13 protein-coding genes are annotated in these 18,453 nt (G+C 66.5%); all 13 read right to left on the reverse strand.

The genetic code is table 11. The annotated features are described in order from the left end of the window. Positions 1 to 7: 7 nt before the first annotated feature. The gene (locus HNP55_RS18890; protein WP_221439681.1) at positions 8 to 2,059 is read right to left on the reverse strand and encodes a sensor histidine kinase; all 2,052 of its coding nucleotides are present in this window, start codon (positions 2,057 to 2,059) and stop codon (positions 8 to 10) included. Between the two features lie 302 nt (positions 2,060 to 2,361). Beyond that, on the reverse strand, positions 2,362 to 3,633 hold the full coding sequence (gene ftsZ, locus HNP55_RS18895) for a cell division protein FtsZ (protein WP_184302992.1): 1,272 nt from the start codon (positions 3,631 to 3,633) through the stop codon (positions 2,362 to 2,364). Between the two features lie 138 nt (positions 3,634 to 3,771). Beyond that, complete coding sequence (gene ftsA, locus HNP55_RS18900) at positions 3,772 to 5,001, reverse strand: cell division protein FtsA (protein WP_184302995.1); 1,230 nt, start codon at positions 4,999 to 5,001, stop codon at positions 3,772 to 3,774. A gap of 75 nt (positions 5,002 to 5,076) precedes the next feature. After that, positions 5,077 to 5,895: a cell division protein FtsQ/DivIB gene (locus tag HNP55_RS18905; protein WP_184302998.1), complete on the reverse strand. Its 819-nt coding sequence runs from the start codon at positions 5,893 to 5,895 to the stop codon at positions 5,077 to 5,079. A gap of 27 nt (positions 5,896 to 5,922) precedes the next feature. Further along, on the reverse strand, positions 5,923 to 6,927 hold the full coding sequence (locus HNP55_RS18910; RefSeq protein ID WP_184303001.1) for a D-alanine--D-alanine ligase: 1,005 nt from the start codon (positions 6,925 to 6,927) through the stop codon (positions 5,923 to 5,925). Then, positions 6,924 to 8,366: a UDP-N-acetylmuramate--L-alanine ligase gene (gene murC / locus HNP55_RS18915; protein ID WP_184303004.1), complete on the reverse strand. Its 1,443-nt coding sequence runs from the start codon at positions 8,364 to 8,366 to the stop codon at positions 6,924 to 6,926. The genes HNP55_RS18910 and murC overlap by 4 nt, the downstream gene beginning before the upstream one ends. Then, entirely contained in the window at positions 8,363 to 9,460 is a 1,098-nt protein-coding gene (murG, locus tag HNP55_RS18920) for an undecaprenyldiphospho-muramoylpentapeptide beta-N-acetylglucosaminyltransferase (protein WP_184303006.1), read from the reverse strand. Before murG ends, murC begins: the two co-directional genes overlap by 4 nt. After that, complete coding sequence (ftsW, locus tag HNP55_RS18925) at positions 9,457 to 10,725, reverse strand: putative lipid II flippase FtsW (RefSeq protein ID WP_184303009.1); 1,269 nt, start codon at positions 10,723 to 10,725, stop codon at positions 9,457 to 9,459. The genes murG and ftsW overlap by 4 nt, the downstream gene beginning before the upstream one ends. After that, positions 10,722 to 12,539: a UDP-N-acetylmuramoyl-L-alanine--D-glutamate ligase gene (gene murD / locus HNP55_RS18930; protein ID WP_184303012.1), complete on the reverse strand. Its 1,818-nt coding sequence runs from the start codon at positions 12,537 to 12,539 to the stop codon at positions 10,722 to 10,724. Before murD ends, ftsW begins: the two co-directional genes overlap by 4 nt. Positions 12,540 to 12,547: 8 nt before the next feature. After that, positions 12,548 to 13,726 (reverse strand): phospho-N-acetylmuramoyl-pentapeptide-transferase, encoded by a 1,179-nt coding sequence (mraY, locus tag HNP55_RS18935; RefSeq protein ID WP_184303014.1) that lies wholly within the window; start codon positions 13,724 to 13,726, stop codon positions 12,548 to 12,550. Next, positions 13,716 to 15,149, reverse strand: coding sequence for a UDP-N-acetylmuramoyl-tripeptide--D-alanyl-D-alanine ligase (gene murF / locus HNP55_RS18940; RefSeq protein WP_409993756.1), 1,434 nt, complete (start codon positions 15,147 to 15,149; stop codon positions 13,716 to 13,718). Before murF ends, mraY begins: the two co-directional genes overlap by 11 nt. Further along, on the reverse strand, positions 15,146 to 16,654 hold the full coding sequence (locus HNP55_RS18945) for a UDP-N-acetylmuramoyl-L-alanyl-D-glutamate--2,6-diaminopimelate ligase (RefSeq protein WP_184303017.1): 1,509 nt from the start codon (positions 16,652 to 16,654) through the stop codon (positions 15,146 to 15,148). The genes murF and HNP55_RS18945 overlap by 4 nt, the downstream gene beginning before the upstream one ends. Beyond that, entirely contained in the window at positions 16,654 to 18,453 is a 1,800-nt protein-coding gene (locus tag HNP55_RS18950) for a peptidoglycan D,D-transpeptidase FtsI family protein (RefSeq protein WP_184303239.1), read from the reverse strand. Before HNP55_RS18950 ends, HNP55_RS18945 begins: the two co-directional genes overlap by 1 nt.

Genomic DNA, 18,453 nt, shown 5'->3' on the forward strand with positions numbered 1-18,453 from the left:
TCGGCGATCAGGCCGGGCTCTGCTGGCCTGGGGCTTCCGGCCGGGTGACCGGCAGGCGCAGGCTCAGCCGGGTGCCGGCACCGGGGCTGGAGTCGATACGCAAGGAGCCGCCCAGACGCTGGCTGCGGCGCTGCTGGCTCTTCAGGCCACGGCCACGCTGGGCGGTGTTGATGTCGAAGCCCTCGCCATCGTCCTCGACCCGGATCTCCACATAGCTGCCGTGATGGCGGGTCACCATGCGCACCCGGCTGGCGCGTGCATGCTTGAGCACATTGCTGAGCGCCTCCTGCATCAGGCGCAGCACATGCAGGGCGTCGGGCGGCTCCAGCCACTCCAGCGGCGGCAAATCCTGCACATCCCACTCCAGCGTCAAACCACCGGCCTGCAGGCGCTTGCCCAGGCGGTAACGCATGGTGGCCAGCAGGGAGACCAGGTCATGGCCTATGGGCTCCAGCGAATCGATCACCAGACGCAAATCGTCCACACACTCGCGCAAGACCTCGACCACCCGGTCCTGGTCCATGCTGCCCTGCTCCACCGCCACCATGGCCGAGAGCAGCGATGAGCCCAGGCCGTCGTGCATATCCTGCATCAGGCGCTGGCGCTCCAGCAGCAGGGCTTGCTGGCGCTCGGCCTCGCGCAGGCGGTCGTGCTGGGCCTGCATCTCGCGGCTTTGCGCGTCCAGGCGCTGGGCCAGGTTCTCATTCAGCATCTCGACTTCATAGCTGGCGCCCACATAACGGTTTTGCAGCGCATACAAAAAACTGGCGACCACAATCAAGGTGGCAAAAGGCATCAGATAGACATGCTCGGGCCAGGCCCAGCCCGCCAGCAGCAGCAAGTCGTGAATGCCCAGCAAGAGGCTCAGCACCAGGGACAAGGCGATCATGCGCAGGCCATAACGCCGCTCCCGCAGGGCCACGACCACCACAAAGCTGGTGCAGGCAACCCCCAGCAGCATATTGACCAACTGCTGGAAGTACAGGCCATCGAACATAGGCCGCCAGAAGGGCAGGGTCAGAAAACTCCCCGACAAGACCAGCGCCGCCACCGCGAATTCGAAGCGGGGGGAGCTCCGGCGAGAAAAGCGCAGGACGAAGAGAAAGGTCAGCCACATCACCCAGGACATGGAGGCGTGGGTGCCCCACCAGAACCACTCCAGGCCCGCCCGGGTGCGCGGCAGATCGACGTGGTAATGCAGATTGCGCAGCAGCCAAGCCACCGAGGCCAACGCGAACAGCAGAAAGGCCGACTCGTTCCGGCGCCGCAGCCACAGCGTGAAGGAGAACAGGCCCAGCACCACCAGGGTCAGGCCAGTGGCCTGGGGCACGCCGATCTGCAGGGCCCAACGGCGCTGATAGAGGGCTTCCAACTCTTCACGCGGGCCCAGCCAGGCCTTGGAGACCGAGTAGAAAGTGCCATTGATGGCCGGCACGGCCAAGACCACCTCCAGGCTCTGATCCTGGTGCAGGGCCGTCAGGGCCGCGGGGAAAACCACCCAGAGCGGCCGCACCCATTGCTCGCGTGCACCCGCCTGATTGTCAAACACCGGGCGCCAGCCCTCGTCGGTATGCACGAGCACGGCGGCGGCCATGGTCACCAGGCGGGGCATATACAGGGCAACGCTGGTGGGCCAGCCTCCTTGCGCCGGCGCATAGCGGAAGCGGTACCAACGCATCTGGTACTGCGGGTCTTCGACAAAGGGCTTGCCCACATCGCGGCCCCGCACATCGGGCAGTTGCACCCGGCTCCAGCGGCTCGGGTCGCTGGGCGGCTGCAGATGCGCGGGCATGCTGCCGGGGCTGCCATCCATGGAGCGCAAGGCCGCCCACCACTCATGCAAATCACTGCGCGACCATGAGCTGACGGCCAGATCGGCGCTTTGCATCTGCTGGCCCAGCTGCTTGTTGGCAGCGCCGGGAGGCGTCGTCAGACGCGACTGGGCCTGGGCGGGCAGCCAGAGCAGCAGGCTCAGCGCAAGCAGGCCGAGCCAGCGGGCCCATAGGCGGGCAGCTACCGGGCCACGCGGCCGCTCGGCCGGCATGGGCGGCCGCATCATCGTCAAACCGGGATCAAGAATCGGGAACTGCATTCAATGCGAACGCCAGGCGGCCAGAGGGAAGCACCTAGCATGCCACAGGCCCGCGCCGAACAGCCGAGCTTTTGGCCGCGCAAGCCGCTTTGTTGCGGGGTCGCCGCGCCGGGCGCCCAAGCCCGTCTTCTGGGGGATTGGCAGGCCGGGCACGCAGCCAGCGTGCGCGCCAAAAACAAAACCCGGTGCATGAGCGGCAGGCTCATGCACCGGGTTCGGCGGAGGTTGGGTACTGACCGGGCCAAGCCTTCCGGCTTGGCCGTGCGGGCTCAGTCAGCTTGCTTGCGCAAGAAAGCCGGGATCTCGATTTCGTCCATGCCATTGGACGACAGGGCTTCCACCTTGGCGGCGGCCGTGCGGCTGTTGCGCCAGACGCTGGGCACGCTCATGCCAGCGAAGTCGCCACCGGCGCCCAGGGCACCCACGCCGGCCGCCGAGCCCATGGCCGGAGCGGCGGCGCTGACGCCCTGGCCCACACCGGCTGCGGCCATGGTGACCGCCTGGGTCAGCACCGGCATATTGTCGGTACCGGTGCGCAGCTGCACCTGTTGCTGCACCACTTGCAGCGGTGCGGCCTGACGCGCACGTTGCGAGCACAGGCCGGTGGCGATGACGGTCACGCGCAGGGCTTCGCCCAGGCTCTCGTCATAGGCCGTGCCGTAGATGATGTGGGCTTCGTCGGAGGCGTAACGCTTGATGGCGTTCATGGCATTGCGCGACTCGCTCAGCTTGAAATTGGCCTTGCTCGCGGCGATCAGCACCAGCACGCCGCGGGCGCCGGACAGGTCGATGCCCTCCAGCAGCGGGCAGGCCACGGCGGCTTCGGCGGCCTTGGCGGCGCGATCCGGGCCGCTGGCTTGCGCCGTTCCCATCATGGCCTTGCCGGGCTCGCTCATCACGGTCTTGACGTCTTCAAAGTCGACGTTGACCAGGCCGGGAATGTGGATGATGTCGGAGATACCGCCGACGGCATTCTTCAGCACATCGTTGGCGTGGGCAAAGGCCTGATCCTGGGTGACGTCGTCGCCCAGCACGTCGAGCAGCTTGTCGTTCAACACGACGATCAGGGAGTCGACATTGGCTTCCAGCTCGGCCAGGCCGGCGTCGGCGGCGACGGAGCGGCGCTTGCCTTCAAATTCGAAGGGCTTGGTCACCACACCGACGGTGAGGATGCCCATTTCCTTGGCCACGCGGGCGATCACGGGTGCGGCGCCGGTGCCGGTGCCGCCGCCCATGCCGGCGGTGATGAAGAGCATATTGGCGCCCTGGATGGCGTCGCGGATGCGGGCCTCCGCTTCCAGCGCGGCTTCCTGGCCTTTTTCAGGCTTGGCGCCTGCGCCCAGGCCGGAGGTGCCCAGTTGCAAAAGCTGGTCTGCCTTCGAGCGATTGAGCGCTTGGGCATCGGTGTTGGCGCAGATGAATTCCACCCCTTGCACGCCCTGAGCAATCATGTGCTCCACGGCATTACCGCCGCCACCGCCAACACCAATCACCTTGATTTGAGTGCCTTGGTCAAACTCTTCAATCATTTCGATCGCCATAACAAACCTCCTGTGCCGATTGTGCCGTTAACAGCAGTGAAAAACTACGGGGGTCACCCTCTTTTTTCACTTACTGCCGTTGTTTCCCGACAGTTAAGTCCTCAAAACCCTGCCGCTCTGAATCTGCCCCCAGCGGGCTTAGAAATTGCCTAGAAACCAATCCTTGGCGCGCCCGAAAGCGGTCTTCATCGAACCCGCTTGCTGCGCCGCCTTCAAACCCCGGGTGCGCGACATGCGCGCTTCTTCCAGCAAACCCATGACGGTGGCGGAACGCGGGTTGGAAACCATGTCGAACAGCGCACCGCTATAGGTGGGATTCCCGCGGCGCACCGGTTTGAGGAATATGTCTTCGGCCAGCTCAATCATGCCAGGCATCACCGCCGCCCCCCCCGTTAGGACGATTCCGGAAGACAACAATTCTTCGTAACCACTTTCCCGGATGACTTGCTGGACCAGGGAGAATATTTCCTCGACGCGCGGCTCGATCACGCCCGCCAAAGCCTGTTTGGAAAGCATGCGCGGCGCCCTGTCGCCCAAACCAGGGACTTCCACCTGATCGGCCGGGTCGGCCAGCAATTGTTTGGCCACGCCATGCTCGACCTTGATTTCCTCGGCATCCTTGGTGGGCGTGCGCAAGGCCATCGCAATATCGCTGGTAATCAAATCACCGGCGATTGGTATGACGGCGGTATGACGAATCGAGCCGCCGGTGAATATGGCGACATCGGTGGTGCCCGCGCCAATATCCACGATGGCGACACCGAGGTCGCGCTCATCGGGCGTCAGCGCGGCATGGCTGGAGGCGCTGGGATTCAAAACCAGTTGGTCGACCTCCAAACCACAGCGGCGCACGCATTTGACGATGTTTTCGGCGGCACTCTGGGCGCCGGTAACAATATGTACCTTGACCTCCAGACGGCCGCCGCTCATACCAATCGGTTCTTTCACCTCATGGCCGTCGATGACGAATTCCTGTGGCTCCACCAGCAGCAGGCGCTGATCGTTGGGGATATTGATGGCCTTGGCGGTTTCCACCACCCGCGCCACATCCACCGGCGTGACCTCCTTGTCGCGCACAATCACCATGCCGGTGGAGTTTTGGCCGCGAATATGGCTGCCGGTGATACCGGTGTAAACCCGGCTGATTTTGCAGTCGGCCATCATTTCGGCCTCTTTCAAGGCCTGCTGGATGGATTGCACGGTGGCGTCAATATTGACGACCACGCCGCGCTTCAAGCCGTGCGAGGTGGCCACGCCCAAGCCGGCAATGCGTAATTCACCATTGCCCAGCACCTCGGCCACCACCGCCATGATCTTGGCGGTGCCGATATCCAATCCGACGACCAAATCCTTGTATTCCTTGGCCATATCTCTTTTTCCTTAGAGTTTTCTCGTCATCGCTGCAGCCTCTTGCCAAACCCCTTGAAACCGGCCGCATCCGGTTCAGCGGGCCTTGCCGGGTTTTTCCAGGGTTGTTACCCCGCGCAAACGCACGGCAAATCCATCCGCATGCCTCAAATCGGCAGACAAGACCGGCGCCTGGTAGCGCGAGCTGATCTGCGGCATCACATGCATATATTGTCCATAGCGCGCCAGCACTTCTTCTTCGCTGCCGCGCCCCAATTCCAGTACCGCGCCCTTTTCCAGCGTCACCCGCCAGGAGCCGCGGCCCGACAAGTCCAGCCTGTCGACCCCGTCCTGCTGCTTGTTGCTGAGGGCTTGCAGCTGCTGCCACATCTTCAGCATGGCGGCAGAACTGCCCTTGGGGCCGGCCAGCACCGGCAGGTCTTCATCCTCCACATCGCCCAGATTGGCCTGGAAGACTTCGCCATAGCTATTCACCAGCAGGCGGTCCACGGCGGCGTCGCTTTGCGCATCGGCGCCTTCGGCCTTGGTTTCCCAGTAGGCGGCGGGCTGGTGTTCTTCCAGCTTGACCAGCAGGCGATTGGGCCAGACGCGCTGCACCTGGGCCTTGCGCACCCAGGGCACGGCCTCGAAGGCGCGGCGGCCGCTTTGCAAGCTCATGCTCAAGAACGAGCCCGACAAATGGGGCAAGGCATTGGCCCGCAGCGAGGCCGCGCTATTGCGGCTCACATCGCCCTCGACCTGGATGGCGCGGATGGCGAACACCGGCAGGCGGCTGAACCAGCGCAGCGCCAGCACGGCCGAGGCCAGCACAAAGGCGGCCAGCAGCAAAGCCGTCACCGCCTGCATCAGACGGATGTCCGGCGGGAGGCTGGGGGCTTTGTGATTGGCACGCATGGCTGGATAGGCGATGAAGGCTGCGGCTTAAGCTTGGGTGTTGTCCAGCCGCGCTTGCGCAAGCAGCCACAGACAAAGCTTGGAATAAGGAATGCCCGCCGCCTTGGCCGACACCGGCACCAGGGAATGCGAGGTCATGCCGGGCGAGGTATTCATTTCCAGCAAAAAGGGCTTGCCATCGGAGGCGCGCAGCATCAGGTCGGCCCGGCCCCAGCCCCGGCAGCCCAGCGAGCGGTAAGCCGCCAACACCAGGGCCTGGACCTCGCGCTCCTGTGCCTCGCTCAGGGAACCGGTCAGGTACTGGGTGGTGTTGGTGAAGTATTTGTTCTGGTAGTCGTACTTGCCTTCGAGCGCCACGATGCGCACCACCGGCAGGGCGAAGGCCGCCTCGCCCTCACCCAGCACCGGGCAGGTCAGCTCGGGGCCTTCGATGAATTCCTCGCAGAGGATTTCGGCGTCGAACTGGGCGGCCAGTTGCACGGCCTCCTGCATCTGCGAATAACCCTCCACCTTGCTGGCGCCCATGGACGAGCCCTCGTGCGGCGGCTTGACGAACACCGGCAGGCCCAGCTCGTCGGGGATGGCCAGGCAGCGTTCGCGGCTGATGTCCTTGCGCTTGAGCTTGACGTAACGCGGTGTGGGCAGGCCGTCGGCCAGCCACAGACGCTTGGTGGTGATCTTGTCCATGGCCATGCTGGAGGCCATCACGCCCGAGCCGGTGTAGGGAATGCCCAGCAGCTCCAGCGCGCCCTGCACCGTGCCGTCCTCGCCGCCGCGGCCATGCAGGGCGATGAAGCAGCGCTCGAAGCCCTGGCGCTTGAGTTCGCCCAACTCCGTCTGCGAGGGATCGAAGGGGTGAGCGTCCACCCCCTCCTCACGCAAGGCCTGCAAGACGCCGGGACCCGACATGGTCAGCGAAACCTCGCGCTCGGCCGAGCTGCCACCCAGCAGCACGGCGACCTTGCCCAAGGCCTTGGCGTCGATATTCAGATCCAGCGGGGCGGATGAAACGGGGGGGATGGTATTGCTCATGCCGCAGCGTCCTTGCTTCTTCTCTTCATTTCTTCTTCAAACAACTCAAGCGTCTGGGCGGGCACGGCGCCAATCGAACCGGCACCCATCACGATCAGCACATCGCCGGCCCGGGCCTGCCCGGCAATGGCCTTGGGCAGCGCGGCAATGTTTTCGACCCACAGGGCCGGAACCTGAGTCTTTTCTTGCAGCGCCCGCAGCAGGGCCTGGCCATCGGCGCCGGCAATCGGCGCCTCGCCGGCCGCGTAGACCTCGCTCAGCAAGACGGCGTCGGCCTGACTCATCACCTGGACGAAGTCGGCAAAGCAGTCGCGCGTGCGGGTGTAGCGGTGCGGCTGGAAGGCCAGCACCAGGCGGCGGCCGGGGAAGGCGCCGCGCGCCGCGCTCAGCACGGCGGCCATCTCCACCGGGTGGTGGCCGTAGTCGTCGATCAGCGCGAATGTGCCGCCGTCCTGCGTGGGCAGCTCGCCGTAGCGCTGGAAGCGCCGGCCCACGCCGCCGAACTTCTGCAGGGCCGCAACGATGGGTGCGTCCGGCAGCTCCAATTCGGTGGCCACGGCAATCACCGCCAGGGCGTTCAGGACATTGTGATTACCGGCCAGATTGAGCGTCACGTCCAGCTCGGGCAAGACCCGAGCCGGCGTGAGTTCACGGCGGACCTTGAAGCGCATCTGCCCCCCGGCCAGGGCCTGCACATCCAGGGCCCGCACCTGGTTGCCGGCCTGCATGCCGTAGCTGATCACCGGCCGGGACAGCAGGGGCATGATGGAGCGCACACCGGCATCGTCACCACACAAGACCGCCGCGCCGTAGAAAGGCATGCGGTGCAGGAACTCGATAAAAGCCAGCTTCAGGCGCGCGAAGTCATGGCCATAGGTCTCCATATGATCGGCGTCGATATTGGTGACGATGGCCAGCGTGGGCAGCAAATGCAGGAAGGAGGCATCCGACTCATCAGCCTCCACGACGATGTGCTCGCCCCGGCCCAGACGCGAGTTGGCGCCCGCGGCCAGCAGCTTGCCGCCGATGACGAAGCTGGGGTCCAGGCCGGCCTCGACCAGTACCGAGCTGAGCAGCGAGGTCGTGGTCGTCTTGCCGTGGGTGCCGGCCACGGCAATGCCTTGCTGGCGCCGCATCAGCTCGGCCAACATGACGGCGCGCTGCACCACCGGCACGCCCCGGGCGCGCGCGGCGATCACCTCGGGGTTGTCGGCCTTGACCGCGGTGGAGGTGACCAGCACCTGAGCCCCCGCGATGTGCTCGGCCGCATGACCGACAAAGATGCGCAAGCCCAGGCCCGCCAGGCGCTGGGCGGTGGCGCTGTCCGACTGGTCGGAGCCCGAGACGGTATAGCCCAGATCGTGCAGGATCTCGGCGATGGCGCTCATGCCGGCGCCGCCGACGCCGACGAAGTGAATGTGTTGGATCGCGTGTTTCATGATTGAGGACTCACCAAAGCCTCCAACTCGTCCGCCACCCGGGCCGCCGCGCGCGGCCTGGCCAGGGCGCGGGCGCGCTGGGCCATTTGCAAGAGGCTGTCGCGGTCCTGGCTGTGCAGCAACTCGTACAAGGCTTGCGCGCTCAGCTCGGGCTGGGGCAGGTGGATGGCCGCCGCATGCTGGGCCATGTACTGGGCGTTGTCGCGCTGATGCGAGGTGGTGCTGACGACCAGGGGCACCAGCACGCTGGGCAGGCCGGCGGCGCACAGCTCGCTCACCGTCACCGCACCGGCGCGGCAGATGATCAGATCGGCCTGGGCCAGTTGCTCGGCCATGTCCTCGATGAAGGGGCGCAGCTCCAAACCATTGCCCAGCGCCAGACCGGCCTCGCGATAGCCTTGCTGCACGGCGGCCAGATTGACCTGGCCGGTCTGGTGCAGCACCTGCGGGCGGCTCTCGGCCGGCCACAGGGCCAGGGCCTTGGGCAAGACCTCGTTGATGGCCTTGGCCCCCAGGGAGCCGCCCACCACCAGGATGCGCAGCGGGCCGCTGCGGCCGGCAAAGCGCTGCTCGGGCGGCGCGATGGCCTCGATCTCGGCGCGCACCGGATTGCCCGTCACCACCGCCTTGGCCGTGGCCGCTGCTGCTGCGCCGTCAAAGCCAAAGGCGATGCGCCGCGCAAAGTGCTTGAGGCTGGCATTGCTCATCAGCATGGCCGCGTCGGCATTCACCAGCATCAGCGGCTTGCCGCTCAGCCAGGCCATCAGGCCGCCGGGGAAGCAGACATAACCGCCCATGCCCAGCACCGCATCGGCGCTGCGGGTCACAAAGACCTGGCGGCTCTGCACAAAGGCCTGCACCAGCTTGAACAAACCCTTGACGGTGTGCATCAAACCCTTGCCGCGCAGGCCGGCGAAGGCCATGCGGTCCAGCGGGATGCCGCTGGGCGGCACCAGCTTGTTCTCCAGGCCCAGCTCGGTGCCCATCCAGCTGACGCTCCAGCCGCGCTGACGCATCTCCTCGGCCACGGCCAGGCCGGGGATGATGTGGCCGCCGGTTCCAGCGGCCATGATGACCAAGTGTTTGGACGTCATGCGCGGCCTCCGCGCATGAGTTGCCGGTTTTCAATATCAATCCTCAACACCACCGCGAGCGCCACGCAATTCATCAGAATCGCCGACCCTCCAAAACTCATCAGGGGCAAAGTCAGTCCTTTGGTAGGCAGGGCGCCCAGATTCACGCCCATATTGATAAAAGCCTGGCCGCCCATCCAGATGCCTATGCCTTGGGCATAGAGGCCGGCGAACACGCGGTCCAGGGCAATGGCCTGGCGGCCGATGTGGAAGAGCCGGCGCGAGAGCCAGAAAAATCCCAGGATGACGGTGGCCACGCCCAGAAAGCCCAGCTCCTCGCCGATCACGGCCAGCAGAAAGTCGGTATGCGCCTCGGGCAGATAGTGCAGCTTCTCCACGCTGGAGCCCAGGCCCTGGCCGAACCATTCGCCGCGGCCGAGTGCGATCAGGGAATGCGTCAGCTGATAGGCCTTGCCCTGGGCGTATTTCTCGTCCCAGGGGTTGAGATAGGCAAAGATGCGCTCGCGGCGGAATTCGCTGAAGGTGATCATCAGCACAAAAGCGCCCACCAGCACGGCCACGATCAGGAAGAACATGCGGCCGTTCACACCGCCCAGAAAGAGGATGCCCATGGCGATGGCGGCGATCACGATGAAGGCGCCCATATCCGGTTCGGCCAGCAAGAGCACACCCACCACGCCCAGGGCCACAACCATGGGCCAGACGGCTTTGAAGAAGTTCTCCTTCACATCCATCTTGCGCATCATGTAGTTGGCCGCATACATGGCGATGGCGAACTTGGCCAGCTCCGAGGGCTGGAAGTTCATCACCCCCAGCGGCAGCCAGCGCCGCGCACCGTACACCACCTTGCCCACGCCGGGAATCAAGACCAGGATCAGCAGAACCAAGGCCAGCACAAACAACCAGGGCGCCCAGCGCTCCCAGTTGCTGACGGGCACCATCACCGTCACCAGCGCCGCCACCAGGCCGAAGCAGATGGCCACGATGTGGCGGATCAAAAAATGCGTCGGCATGTATTTGGCAAAGCGCGGGTTGTCCGGCATCGCGATGGAGGCCGAGTAAACCATCAGCAGGCCCAGGCCCATCAAGGCCAGCACCACCCAGATCAGCGTCAGGTCCAGGCCCTGGATCTGTGTGGGCTGGCCGGCCGAAGTGGAGACCCAGTCCCGCACCGGCACTTTTTCCTTGGCCGAGCCCTCGCCGCCCACGAGGCCACGCAGGCGCTCCAGCAGGCCTGGCCGGACGCTGGCGCCCTGCTCGCTCATGCCGACAGGCCTCGCTCGGCCGCCAAGTCCTGCACCGCGGCCACAAAGACCTCGGCACGGTGGGCGTAGTTGCGGAACATGTCCAGGCTGGCGCAGGCCGGGCTCAGGAGCACGCTGTCCGAACCCTGGGCCTGGGCCAGGCACCAGGCGGTGGCGGCCTCCAGGCTTTCATGCGACTGCATGGGCACGCCGGTCCCGGCCAGGGCTGCGGCGATCTGCGGGCCGTCGCGGCCTATCAAGGCCACGGCGCGCGCATGGCGGGCCACGCCGGCGACCAAGGGGCTGAAGTCCTGGCCTTTGCCGTCGCCACCCAGGATCAGCAGCAGCTTGGCCGGCTCGCGGTCGGCGCCCAGACCGCTGATGGCGGCCACGGTGGCGCCGACATTGGTGCCCTTGGAATCGTCGTAGAAGTCGATGCCGTCTATCGTCGCCACATGCTCGACCCGATGCGGCTCGCCGCGGTACTCGCGCAGGCCGTGCAACATGGGGGCCAGGGCGCAGTCGGCCGCGCTGGCCAGGGCCAGGGCAGCCAGCGCATTGGCGGCGTTATGGCGGCCGCGCACGCGCAGGGCGTCGGCCGGCATCAGGCGCTGCAAGGAGATTTCTTCCTCGTCCTCGCCCTTCTTTTTCTTGATGGTTTCATCCACCTCGCGAGCCCGCACCAGCCAGGCCATGCCGCCCTCCTCCACCAGGCCGAAATCGCCGGGGCGGTCGGGGGCGTCGAGGCCGAAGCGCGTGACGCGACGCGACACGCTCTTGGCCGCGCGGCCACGGCCTTGCTTGACCAGCACGGCGGCCGGCACCATGGCCTCGACCAGGGGATCGTCGCGATTGATCACCATCAGGCCTTGCTCGCCAAACACCCGCGCCTTGGCGCGCGTGTAATCGGCCATATCGCCATGCCAGTCCAGATGGTCCTGGGTGATATTGAGGACGGTGGCGGCCGTGGGCTCAAAGCCCTGCACACCATCGAGCTGGAAGCTGGACAGCTCCAGCACCCAGACCTCGGGCAGATGCTCGAACACCGGGCCCTTGGGCGATGGCGGCTTGATGGGCAGGGGGGCCTCGTCCAGCAAGGCCTCGACCATTTCCATGGTTGTTTGTTCGGGAGCGGCCTCGGCAGGCGCGGCGGCTTCGGCGACTTCAGGCGATTCAGCCGGCTCGATTGCAGCCTCGGCGGCAGGGGCGTCCACGCTCAGCTCGGCCTCGGCCCCGGCTTCGGAGGCCTCCTCGGCCTGTTCGGCCGGCGCCTGTTCCGGCAAGGCCAACGGCGCTTCCTCGACGGGCGCAGGCTCCAGATCCAGGGCCTGGCCCAGCATGCCCAGCATGCTGGGGCCGATATTGCCGGCCACCGCCACGCGCTTGCCGGCTCGCTCGGCCAGCAAGGCGGTCATGCAGGTGGTGGTCGTCTTGCCATTGGTGCCGGTGATGGCCAGCAGGGCCGGGGCGTATTGGCGCTCGGCCTTCAGATCGGCCAGGGCCTGCACAAACAAATCCAGCTCGCCCAAGACCGGCACGCCGGTCTGGCGCGCCAGCTCGAGCAGGGGCGCGATGCGCGCATCGCGGGGCGACAGGCCGGGGCTCTTGAGCAGCAGATGCACGCCCTGCAGCTCGGCCGCGGCCTCGCCGAACTCGCCGCTGACAAACGTCGCTTCGGGCAAGGCCTCGCGCAAGGCCGCCAGCTGGGGCGGGTTGGCGCGCGAGTCCCAGACGCGAATGCTGGCAATGCCCAAACGATTCATCCAGACGGCCATCGCCAGGCCGGTGTCACCCAGGCCCAGGATCAGCGCGTGGCGGTCTTGGTAGCTTCTCATCGCCTGCCTCAGCGGAGCTTCAAGCTGGCCAGGCCGATCAGGCACAGCAGCATGGTGATGATCCAGAAGCGCACGACCACCTGCGTCTCCTTCCAGCCCGATTTCTCGAAATGGTGGTGCAGCGGCGCCATCTTGAAGATGCGGCGGCCGGTGCCGTATTTGCGCTTGGTGTATTTGAACCAGGTCACCTGCAACATCACCGACAAGACCTCGGCCACAAAGATGCCGCCCATCAGCCCCAGCAGAATCTCCTGGCGCGTGATGACGGCCACCGTGCCGAGGGCCCCGCCCAGCGACAGCGCGCCCACATCGCCCATAAAGACTTGCGCCGGGTGGGTGTTGAACCACAGAAAGGCCAGGCCCGCGCCGGCCATGGCGGCGCAGAAGATCAGCAGCTCGCCGGCGCCCGGGATATAGGGCAGCAGCAGGTATTTGGAGAACACCGTCGAGCCGGTCAGGTAGGCAAACAGACCCAGCACCGAGCCCACCATCACCACCGGCATGATGGCCAGGCCGTCCAGGCCGTCGGTGAAGTTCACCGCATTGCTGGTGCCCACGATGACGAAGTAGGACAGGCCGATGAAGCCGAACACGCCCAGCGGATAGCTGACCGTCTTGAAGAAGGGCACGATCAGGTCGGCCCGCGGCGGCAGCTCGGTCGAGAAGCCACTGCTGATCCAGCGGAAGAAGAGCTGGACCACGCCCAGAAAAGAGGTCTCCGAAACGCTGAAGGCCAGGTAGAGAGCAGCGAACAGGCCGATCAGCGACTGCCAGAAAAACTTCTCGCGGCTCTTCATGCCCTCGGGGTTTTTGTCCACCACCTTGCGCCAGTCGTCCACCCAGCCGACGGCGCCGAAGCCCAGGGTCACGACCATCACCACCCAGACGAAGCGGTTGCTCCAGTCAAACCACAGCAGGGTCGAGACGGCGATGCCGATCAGGATCAGCACCCCGCCCATGGTGGGCGTGCCGCTCTTGGCCAGATGCTGTTGCACGCCGTATTCGCGTATGGGCTGGCCTATCTTCATCTCGGTCAGCCGGCGTATCACCCAGGGGCCGAAGGCCAGGCCGATCAGCAAGGCCGTCATGGCCGCCATCACGGCGCGGAAGGTCAGGTATTGGAAGACCCGCAAAAACCCCAGCTCGGGGTACATGCTTTGCAACCAGATCGCCAAACTATGCAGCATGTGAATTGCCCTGCTCTGTGTCGCCCGCCAACACGGCGACGATCTGTTCCATCCGCATGAATCTCGATCCTTTGACCACGATGTTCTGCACCCGAGGTGCTTGTTCCTTGTCTGTGAGGGCGGCGATCAAATCGGCCACCGTCTCGAAATGCCGTGCCGCCGGGCCGTAAGCGGCGGCCGCATGCGCTGTTGCGCTGCCCACGGTCCACAGGGCTTGCAAGCCCCGCTGGGCCGCGTAGGCGCCGACCTCGGCGTGGAAGGATGGGCCTTGATCACCCACCTCGCCCATATCGCCCAGGATCAAGCAGGAGGCGCCCGGCAGATCGGCCAGCACCTCAATGGCGGCACGCACGCTGTCGGGGTTGGCGTTATAGCTGTCGTCGATCAGATTGAGGGCCTGGCCGGCGTGCTCGACCCGGCGCAGCTGGGAGCGGCCCTTGACGGGGCGGAAGCTCTCCAGCCCGCGCTGTATCACCGCCAGCGGCGCACCGGCCGCCAGGGCGCAGGCGGTGGCGGCCAGGGCATTGCGCACATTGTGCAGACCGGCCACGGCCAGGGCGACGGGAATCGCACCGGCCGGCGTCTGAATCTCCAGCGCCCAGTGGCCGGCCTCCTGCCAGCGGGCGCTGCCCCGCACATCGGCGGGGCCTTGCAGGGCAAAACTCAGATGGCCGCGCGGGCCGGCCTGGGCCGCCCAGATGGGGGCGCAGTCATCATCGGCGGGGAACACGGCCACGCCGCTATCGCCCAGGGCCTCGATGACGGCGCCGTTCTCGCGTGCGGCGGCTGCCACGGTCTGCAGGAATTCCTGATGCTCGCGCTGGGCGTTATTGACCAGGGCCACGGTGGGCCGGGCGATGGCCGCCAGCGGCGCGATCTCGCCGGGGTGGTTCATGCCCAGCTCCAGCACCGCCACCCGGTGCCATTGATGCTCGTCCTGGCGCAGGCGCAGCACGGTCAGGGGCACGCCGATCTCGTTATTGAAATTGCCGGCCGTGGCCAGGGCCTGCTCGCCATGCCAGCTGCGCAGAATGCTGGCAATCATCTGGGTCACCGTGGTCTTGCCATTGCTGCCGGTAACGGCGATCAGCGGCAATTGCAGCTGGGCGCGCCAGGCCTGGGCCAGCAGGCCCAGGGCCTGCTTGGCATCGGGCACCAGGATGCCGGCCAGGCCGGCCTCGGCCAGGCCGCGCTCGGCCAGGGCGGCGACGGCACCGGCGGCCGCAGCCTGCGCAAGAAAATCGTTAGCGTCGAAGCGCTCGCCGCGCAAGGCGACGAAGAGGTCGCCCGCCGCCAGCGTGCGGCTGTCGCTGTGCACGCGCTGGATGGCGATGCCGGCGTCGCCCACCAGGCGCGCCTCGGGCAGCAAGGCATGCAGCAGCGCATGGGCCTGGCCCAGCGTCATCAAGGGATGGGCGCTCACAGGCCGGCCCTCCGGATCAGGGCGGCACGGGCCTCTTCCACATCGGAGAAATGATGGCGCAGGCCGGCCACTTCCTGATAGTCCTCATGGCCCTTGCCGGCGACCAGGATGACGTCGCGGCTGCCCGCCTGCTGCACGGCCTGCTCGATGGCGGCGCGGCGGTCCTCGATGATTTGATAGGGCGCGTCGGCAGGCACACCGGCAGCGATATCGGCCAGCACAGCCTCGGGCGCCTCCTTGCGGGGGTTGTCGCTGGTCAGGATGATGCGCTGAGCCTTGGCGGCAGCGATGGCCCCCATGGCCGGACGCTTTGTGCGGTCGCGGTTGCCGCCGCAGCCGAACACCACGCTCAAGCGCCCGCCTCGTGCCGCGGCCAGCGGCGCCAGGGCGCTCAAGGCTTTGTCCAGCGCATCGGGCGTGTGGGCGTAGTCCACTACCAGCTGGGGCAGCTCGCTGCCCGAACCCACCCGCTGCATGCGGCCGGGCACGGGCGTGACCTGGGCCGCCACCCGGGCGGCATCCGCCAGGCCGTGGCCCAGGGCGCGCAAGCCGCCCAGCACGGCCAGCAGATTGGCGACGTTGTAATCGCCGATCAAACCGGTCTCGACCCGCAGTTCGGCCCCGCCCTGCTCGCGCAGGGTGAAGGCCAGGCCGCCGGCGCGGTAATGCAGATCATGGGCGGACAGGCGCGCGCCCCGCTCGCCCAGGGCATAGGTCCACAGATCCAGCTTGCCCTGCAGCTCCAGCGCCAGCTCAGACCCCTTGGCGTCGTCCAGATTCAGCACGGCGGCTTGCAGGCCGGGCCAGTCAAAGAGCTCGCGCTTGGCGGCCCAGTAGGCGGCCATGCTGCCGTGGTAGTCCAGATGGTCCTGGGTGAAGTTGGTGAACAAGGCCACGCGCAGCTGGCTGCCGGCCAGACGGTGTTCCTTCAGACCTATGCTGGAGGCCTCGATGGCGCAGGCCGCAAAGCCCTGGTCCGCCATGCGGCGAAAGCCCTGCTGCAGGAGCACGGGGTCGGGAGTGGTCAGGCCGGTGTATTCGATGGCCGCAGCTGTGGAGGCCTGGCCGGGAACAGGCGGTTCGCCCACGCCCAGCGTGCCGACGATGCCGCAGCGCTGGCCCAGCAGGCTCAGGGCCTGAGCCATCCACCAAGCGGTCGAGGTCTTGCCATTGGTGCCGGTGGTGGCGATCACGTCCAGGGCCTTGGCGGGTTGGCCGTAGTAGGCAGCGGCGATCAGGCCGGTCTTGCTCTTGAGCCCGGGCAGCGAGGCCACGCGGGCGTCGACAAAGCCATGGCTCTCCACCCCCTCGTCTTCCACCAGGCAGGTGGCGGCACCGGCGGCCAGCGCGGCGGCCACGAACTCGCGGCCATCGCGGGCATAGCCGGGCCAGGCGATGAAGGCATCACCCGGCTGCACGGCCCGGCTGTCGGTGCGCAGCGCGCCGGTGGTCCATTCCTGCAGCCAGCGGGCGGCGGCTTCGGGGGATTTCAATTTCGTCAACATCAAAAACTCTCTTCCACAGCTTCGACCGGGGTCTTGGCCACGATTTGCGGCTTGACTTCCAGATCGGGCGACACCGCCATCAGACGCAGGCTTTGCGAGACCACCTGGCTGAACACCGGACCGGCCACCGCACCACCGAAGTATTTGCCGGCGCTGGGCTCGTCCAGCATCACCGCGACGATGATGCGGGGCCGGCTGATGGGCGCGATGCCCACGAACCAGGAGCGGTATTTATTGCCGGCATAGCCCTTGCCCTCCTGCTTGTGGGCCGTGCCGGACTTGCCGCCCACGCTATAGCCGGCCGCCATGGCCTGGGGCGCCGTGCCACCGGGGGCGGCGGCCATCTCCAGCATGCCGCGCATGGTCTCGGCCGTCTTGGGCGAAAACACCTTGATGCCATGCACCTGCTCGCCGGCAGGACGCCGCATCATGGTCAGGGGGATGACCTCGCCATCGCGCGCGAACACGGTATAGGCGTGGGCCAGCTGGAACAAGGAGGCCGACAGACCGTAGCCATAGGACATGGTGGCCTGCTCGATCGGCCGCCAGGCCTTGTAGGGCCGCAGCTTGCCGGTGATGGCACCGGGGAAGTCCAGCTGCGGGCGCTGGCCCAGGCCGATGGCGGTGTAGAGCTCGTGCATCTCGCGCGGCGGCATCTGCATGGCCAGCTTGACCACGCCGATATTGCTGGAGCGCTGAATGACCTGGGTCACCGTCATGGCATCGCGCGGCGTGTGGTCGCTGGGCGACCAGCCGCTGATGTTCACGCTGCGCGGCGCCGTGGAGACGACGGTGTCGGGCGTGACGCGGCCGCTCTCCAGGGCTTGCGCCACGATAAAAGGCTTCATGGTCGAGCCGGGCTCGAAGATATCGGTCAGGGCGCGGTTGCGCAGCTGGGCACCGCTCAGGTTTTTGCGCTCGCCGGGGTCGTAGCTGGGGTAGTTGGCCAGGGCCAGCACCTCGCCGGTCTGCACATCGACCACCACCACCGAGCCGGCCTTGGCCTTGTTCTCGGCCACGGCATCGCGGATGCGCTGGTAGGCGAAGAACTGCACCTTGGAGTCGACCGAGAGCTCGATATCACGCCCGTTCGCCGCCGGGATGCGGTCGCCGATGTCTTCCACCACCCGGCCCAGACGGTCGCGCACCACCGAGCGCGAACCATCGCGGCCCTGCAGCTCTTTCTGGAAGGCCAGCTCGATGCCCTCCTGGCCTTTTTCCTCGATATTGGTGAAGCCCACCACATGGGCGGCGGCCTCGCCTTCGGGGTATTTGCGCTTGTACTCACGGTCGGCGAACACGCCCTTCAAGCCCAAGGCCTTGATTTGCTGGGCCGTCTGGTCATCGGCCTGGCGGCGCAGCCAGACGAATTTGCTGGCAGGGTCCAGCTTGCGCTCAAGCTCGGCATTAGACCAACCGAGGATCTTGCCCAGGGCGCGGCGCTTCTCAGGGTCGGCATCGAGCTCCTTGGGGATGGCCCAGAAAGACGGCACGGCCACGCTGGCGGCCAGCACCTGGCCGCTGCGGTCGATGATGCGGCCGCGGCTGGCGGGCAGCTCCATGGTGTGGGCGTAGCGGGCCTCGCCCTGCTTTTGGTAGAACTCGGTGCCTATCACCTGCACATAGAGCGCGCGCACCAGCAGGCCGGCAAAGGCCAGGCCCACCAAGGCGACCAGAAAGCGCGAACGCCAGGGCGGGGTCTTGGAGGCCAGCAGCGGGCTGGTCGAATAATTGACACCGCGCGTGCTGAGCGCGCGCGCAGCGGCCGCGCCGCCGCCATTGCGTTTGGCCCCGGGCAG

The sequence above is a fragment of the Roseateles oligotrophus genome (genome assembly GCF_014204525.1).
GTDB classification, from domain to species: Bacteria; Pseudomonadota; Gammaproteobacteria; order Burkholderiales; family Burkholderiaceae_C; genus Paucibacter_A; species Paucibacter_A oligotrophus_A.

Bases quoted from the DNA above. Each gene is read 5' to 3' on its own strand.
- HNP55_RS18890 (WP_221439681.1), bottom strand. From the start codon at position 2,059: ATGATGCGGCCGCCCATGCCGGCCGAGCGGCCGCGTGGCCCGGTAGCT.
- ftsZ (WP_184302992.1), bottom strand. From the start codon at position 3,633: ATGGCGATCGAAATGATTGAAGAGTTTGACCAAGGCACTCAAATCAAG.
- ftsA (WP_184302995.1), bottom strand. From the start codon at position 5,001: ATGGCCAAGGAATACAAGGATTTGGTCGTCGGATTGGATATCGGCACC.
- HNP55_RS18905 (WP_184302998.1), bottom strand. From the start codon at position 5,895: ATGCGTGCCAATCACAAAGCCCCCAGCCTCCCGCCGGACATCCGTCTG.
- HNP55_RS18910 (WP_184303001.1), bottom strand. From the start codon at position 6,927: ATGAGCAATACCATCCCCCCCGTTTCATCCGCCCCGCTGGATCTGAAT.
- murC (WP_184303004.1), bottom strand. From the start codon at position 8,366: ATGAAACACGCGATCCAACACATTCACTTCGTCGGCGTCGGCGGCGCC.
- murG (WP_184303006.1), bottom strand. From the start codon at position 9,460: ATGACGTCCAAACACTTGGTCATCATGGCCGCTGGAACCGGCGGCCAC.
- ftsW (WP_184303009.1), bottom strand. From the start codon at position 10,725: ATGAGCGAGCAGGGCGCCAGCGTCCGGCCAGGCCTGCTGGAGCGCCTG.
- murD (WP_184303012.1), bottom strand. From the start codon at position 12,539: ATGAGAAGCTACCAAGACCGCCACGCGCTGATCCTGGGCCTGGGTGAC.
- mraY (WP_184303014.1), bottom strand. From the start codon at position 13,726: ATGCTGCATAGTTTGGCGATCTGGTTGCAAAGCATGTACCCCGAGCTG.
- HNP55_RS18945 (WP_184303017.1), bottom strand. From the start codon at position 16,654: ATGTTGACGAAATTGAAATCCCCCGAAGCCGCCGCCCGCTGGCTGCAG.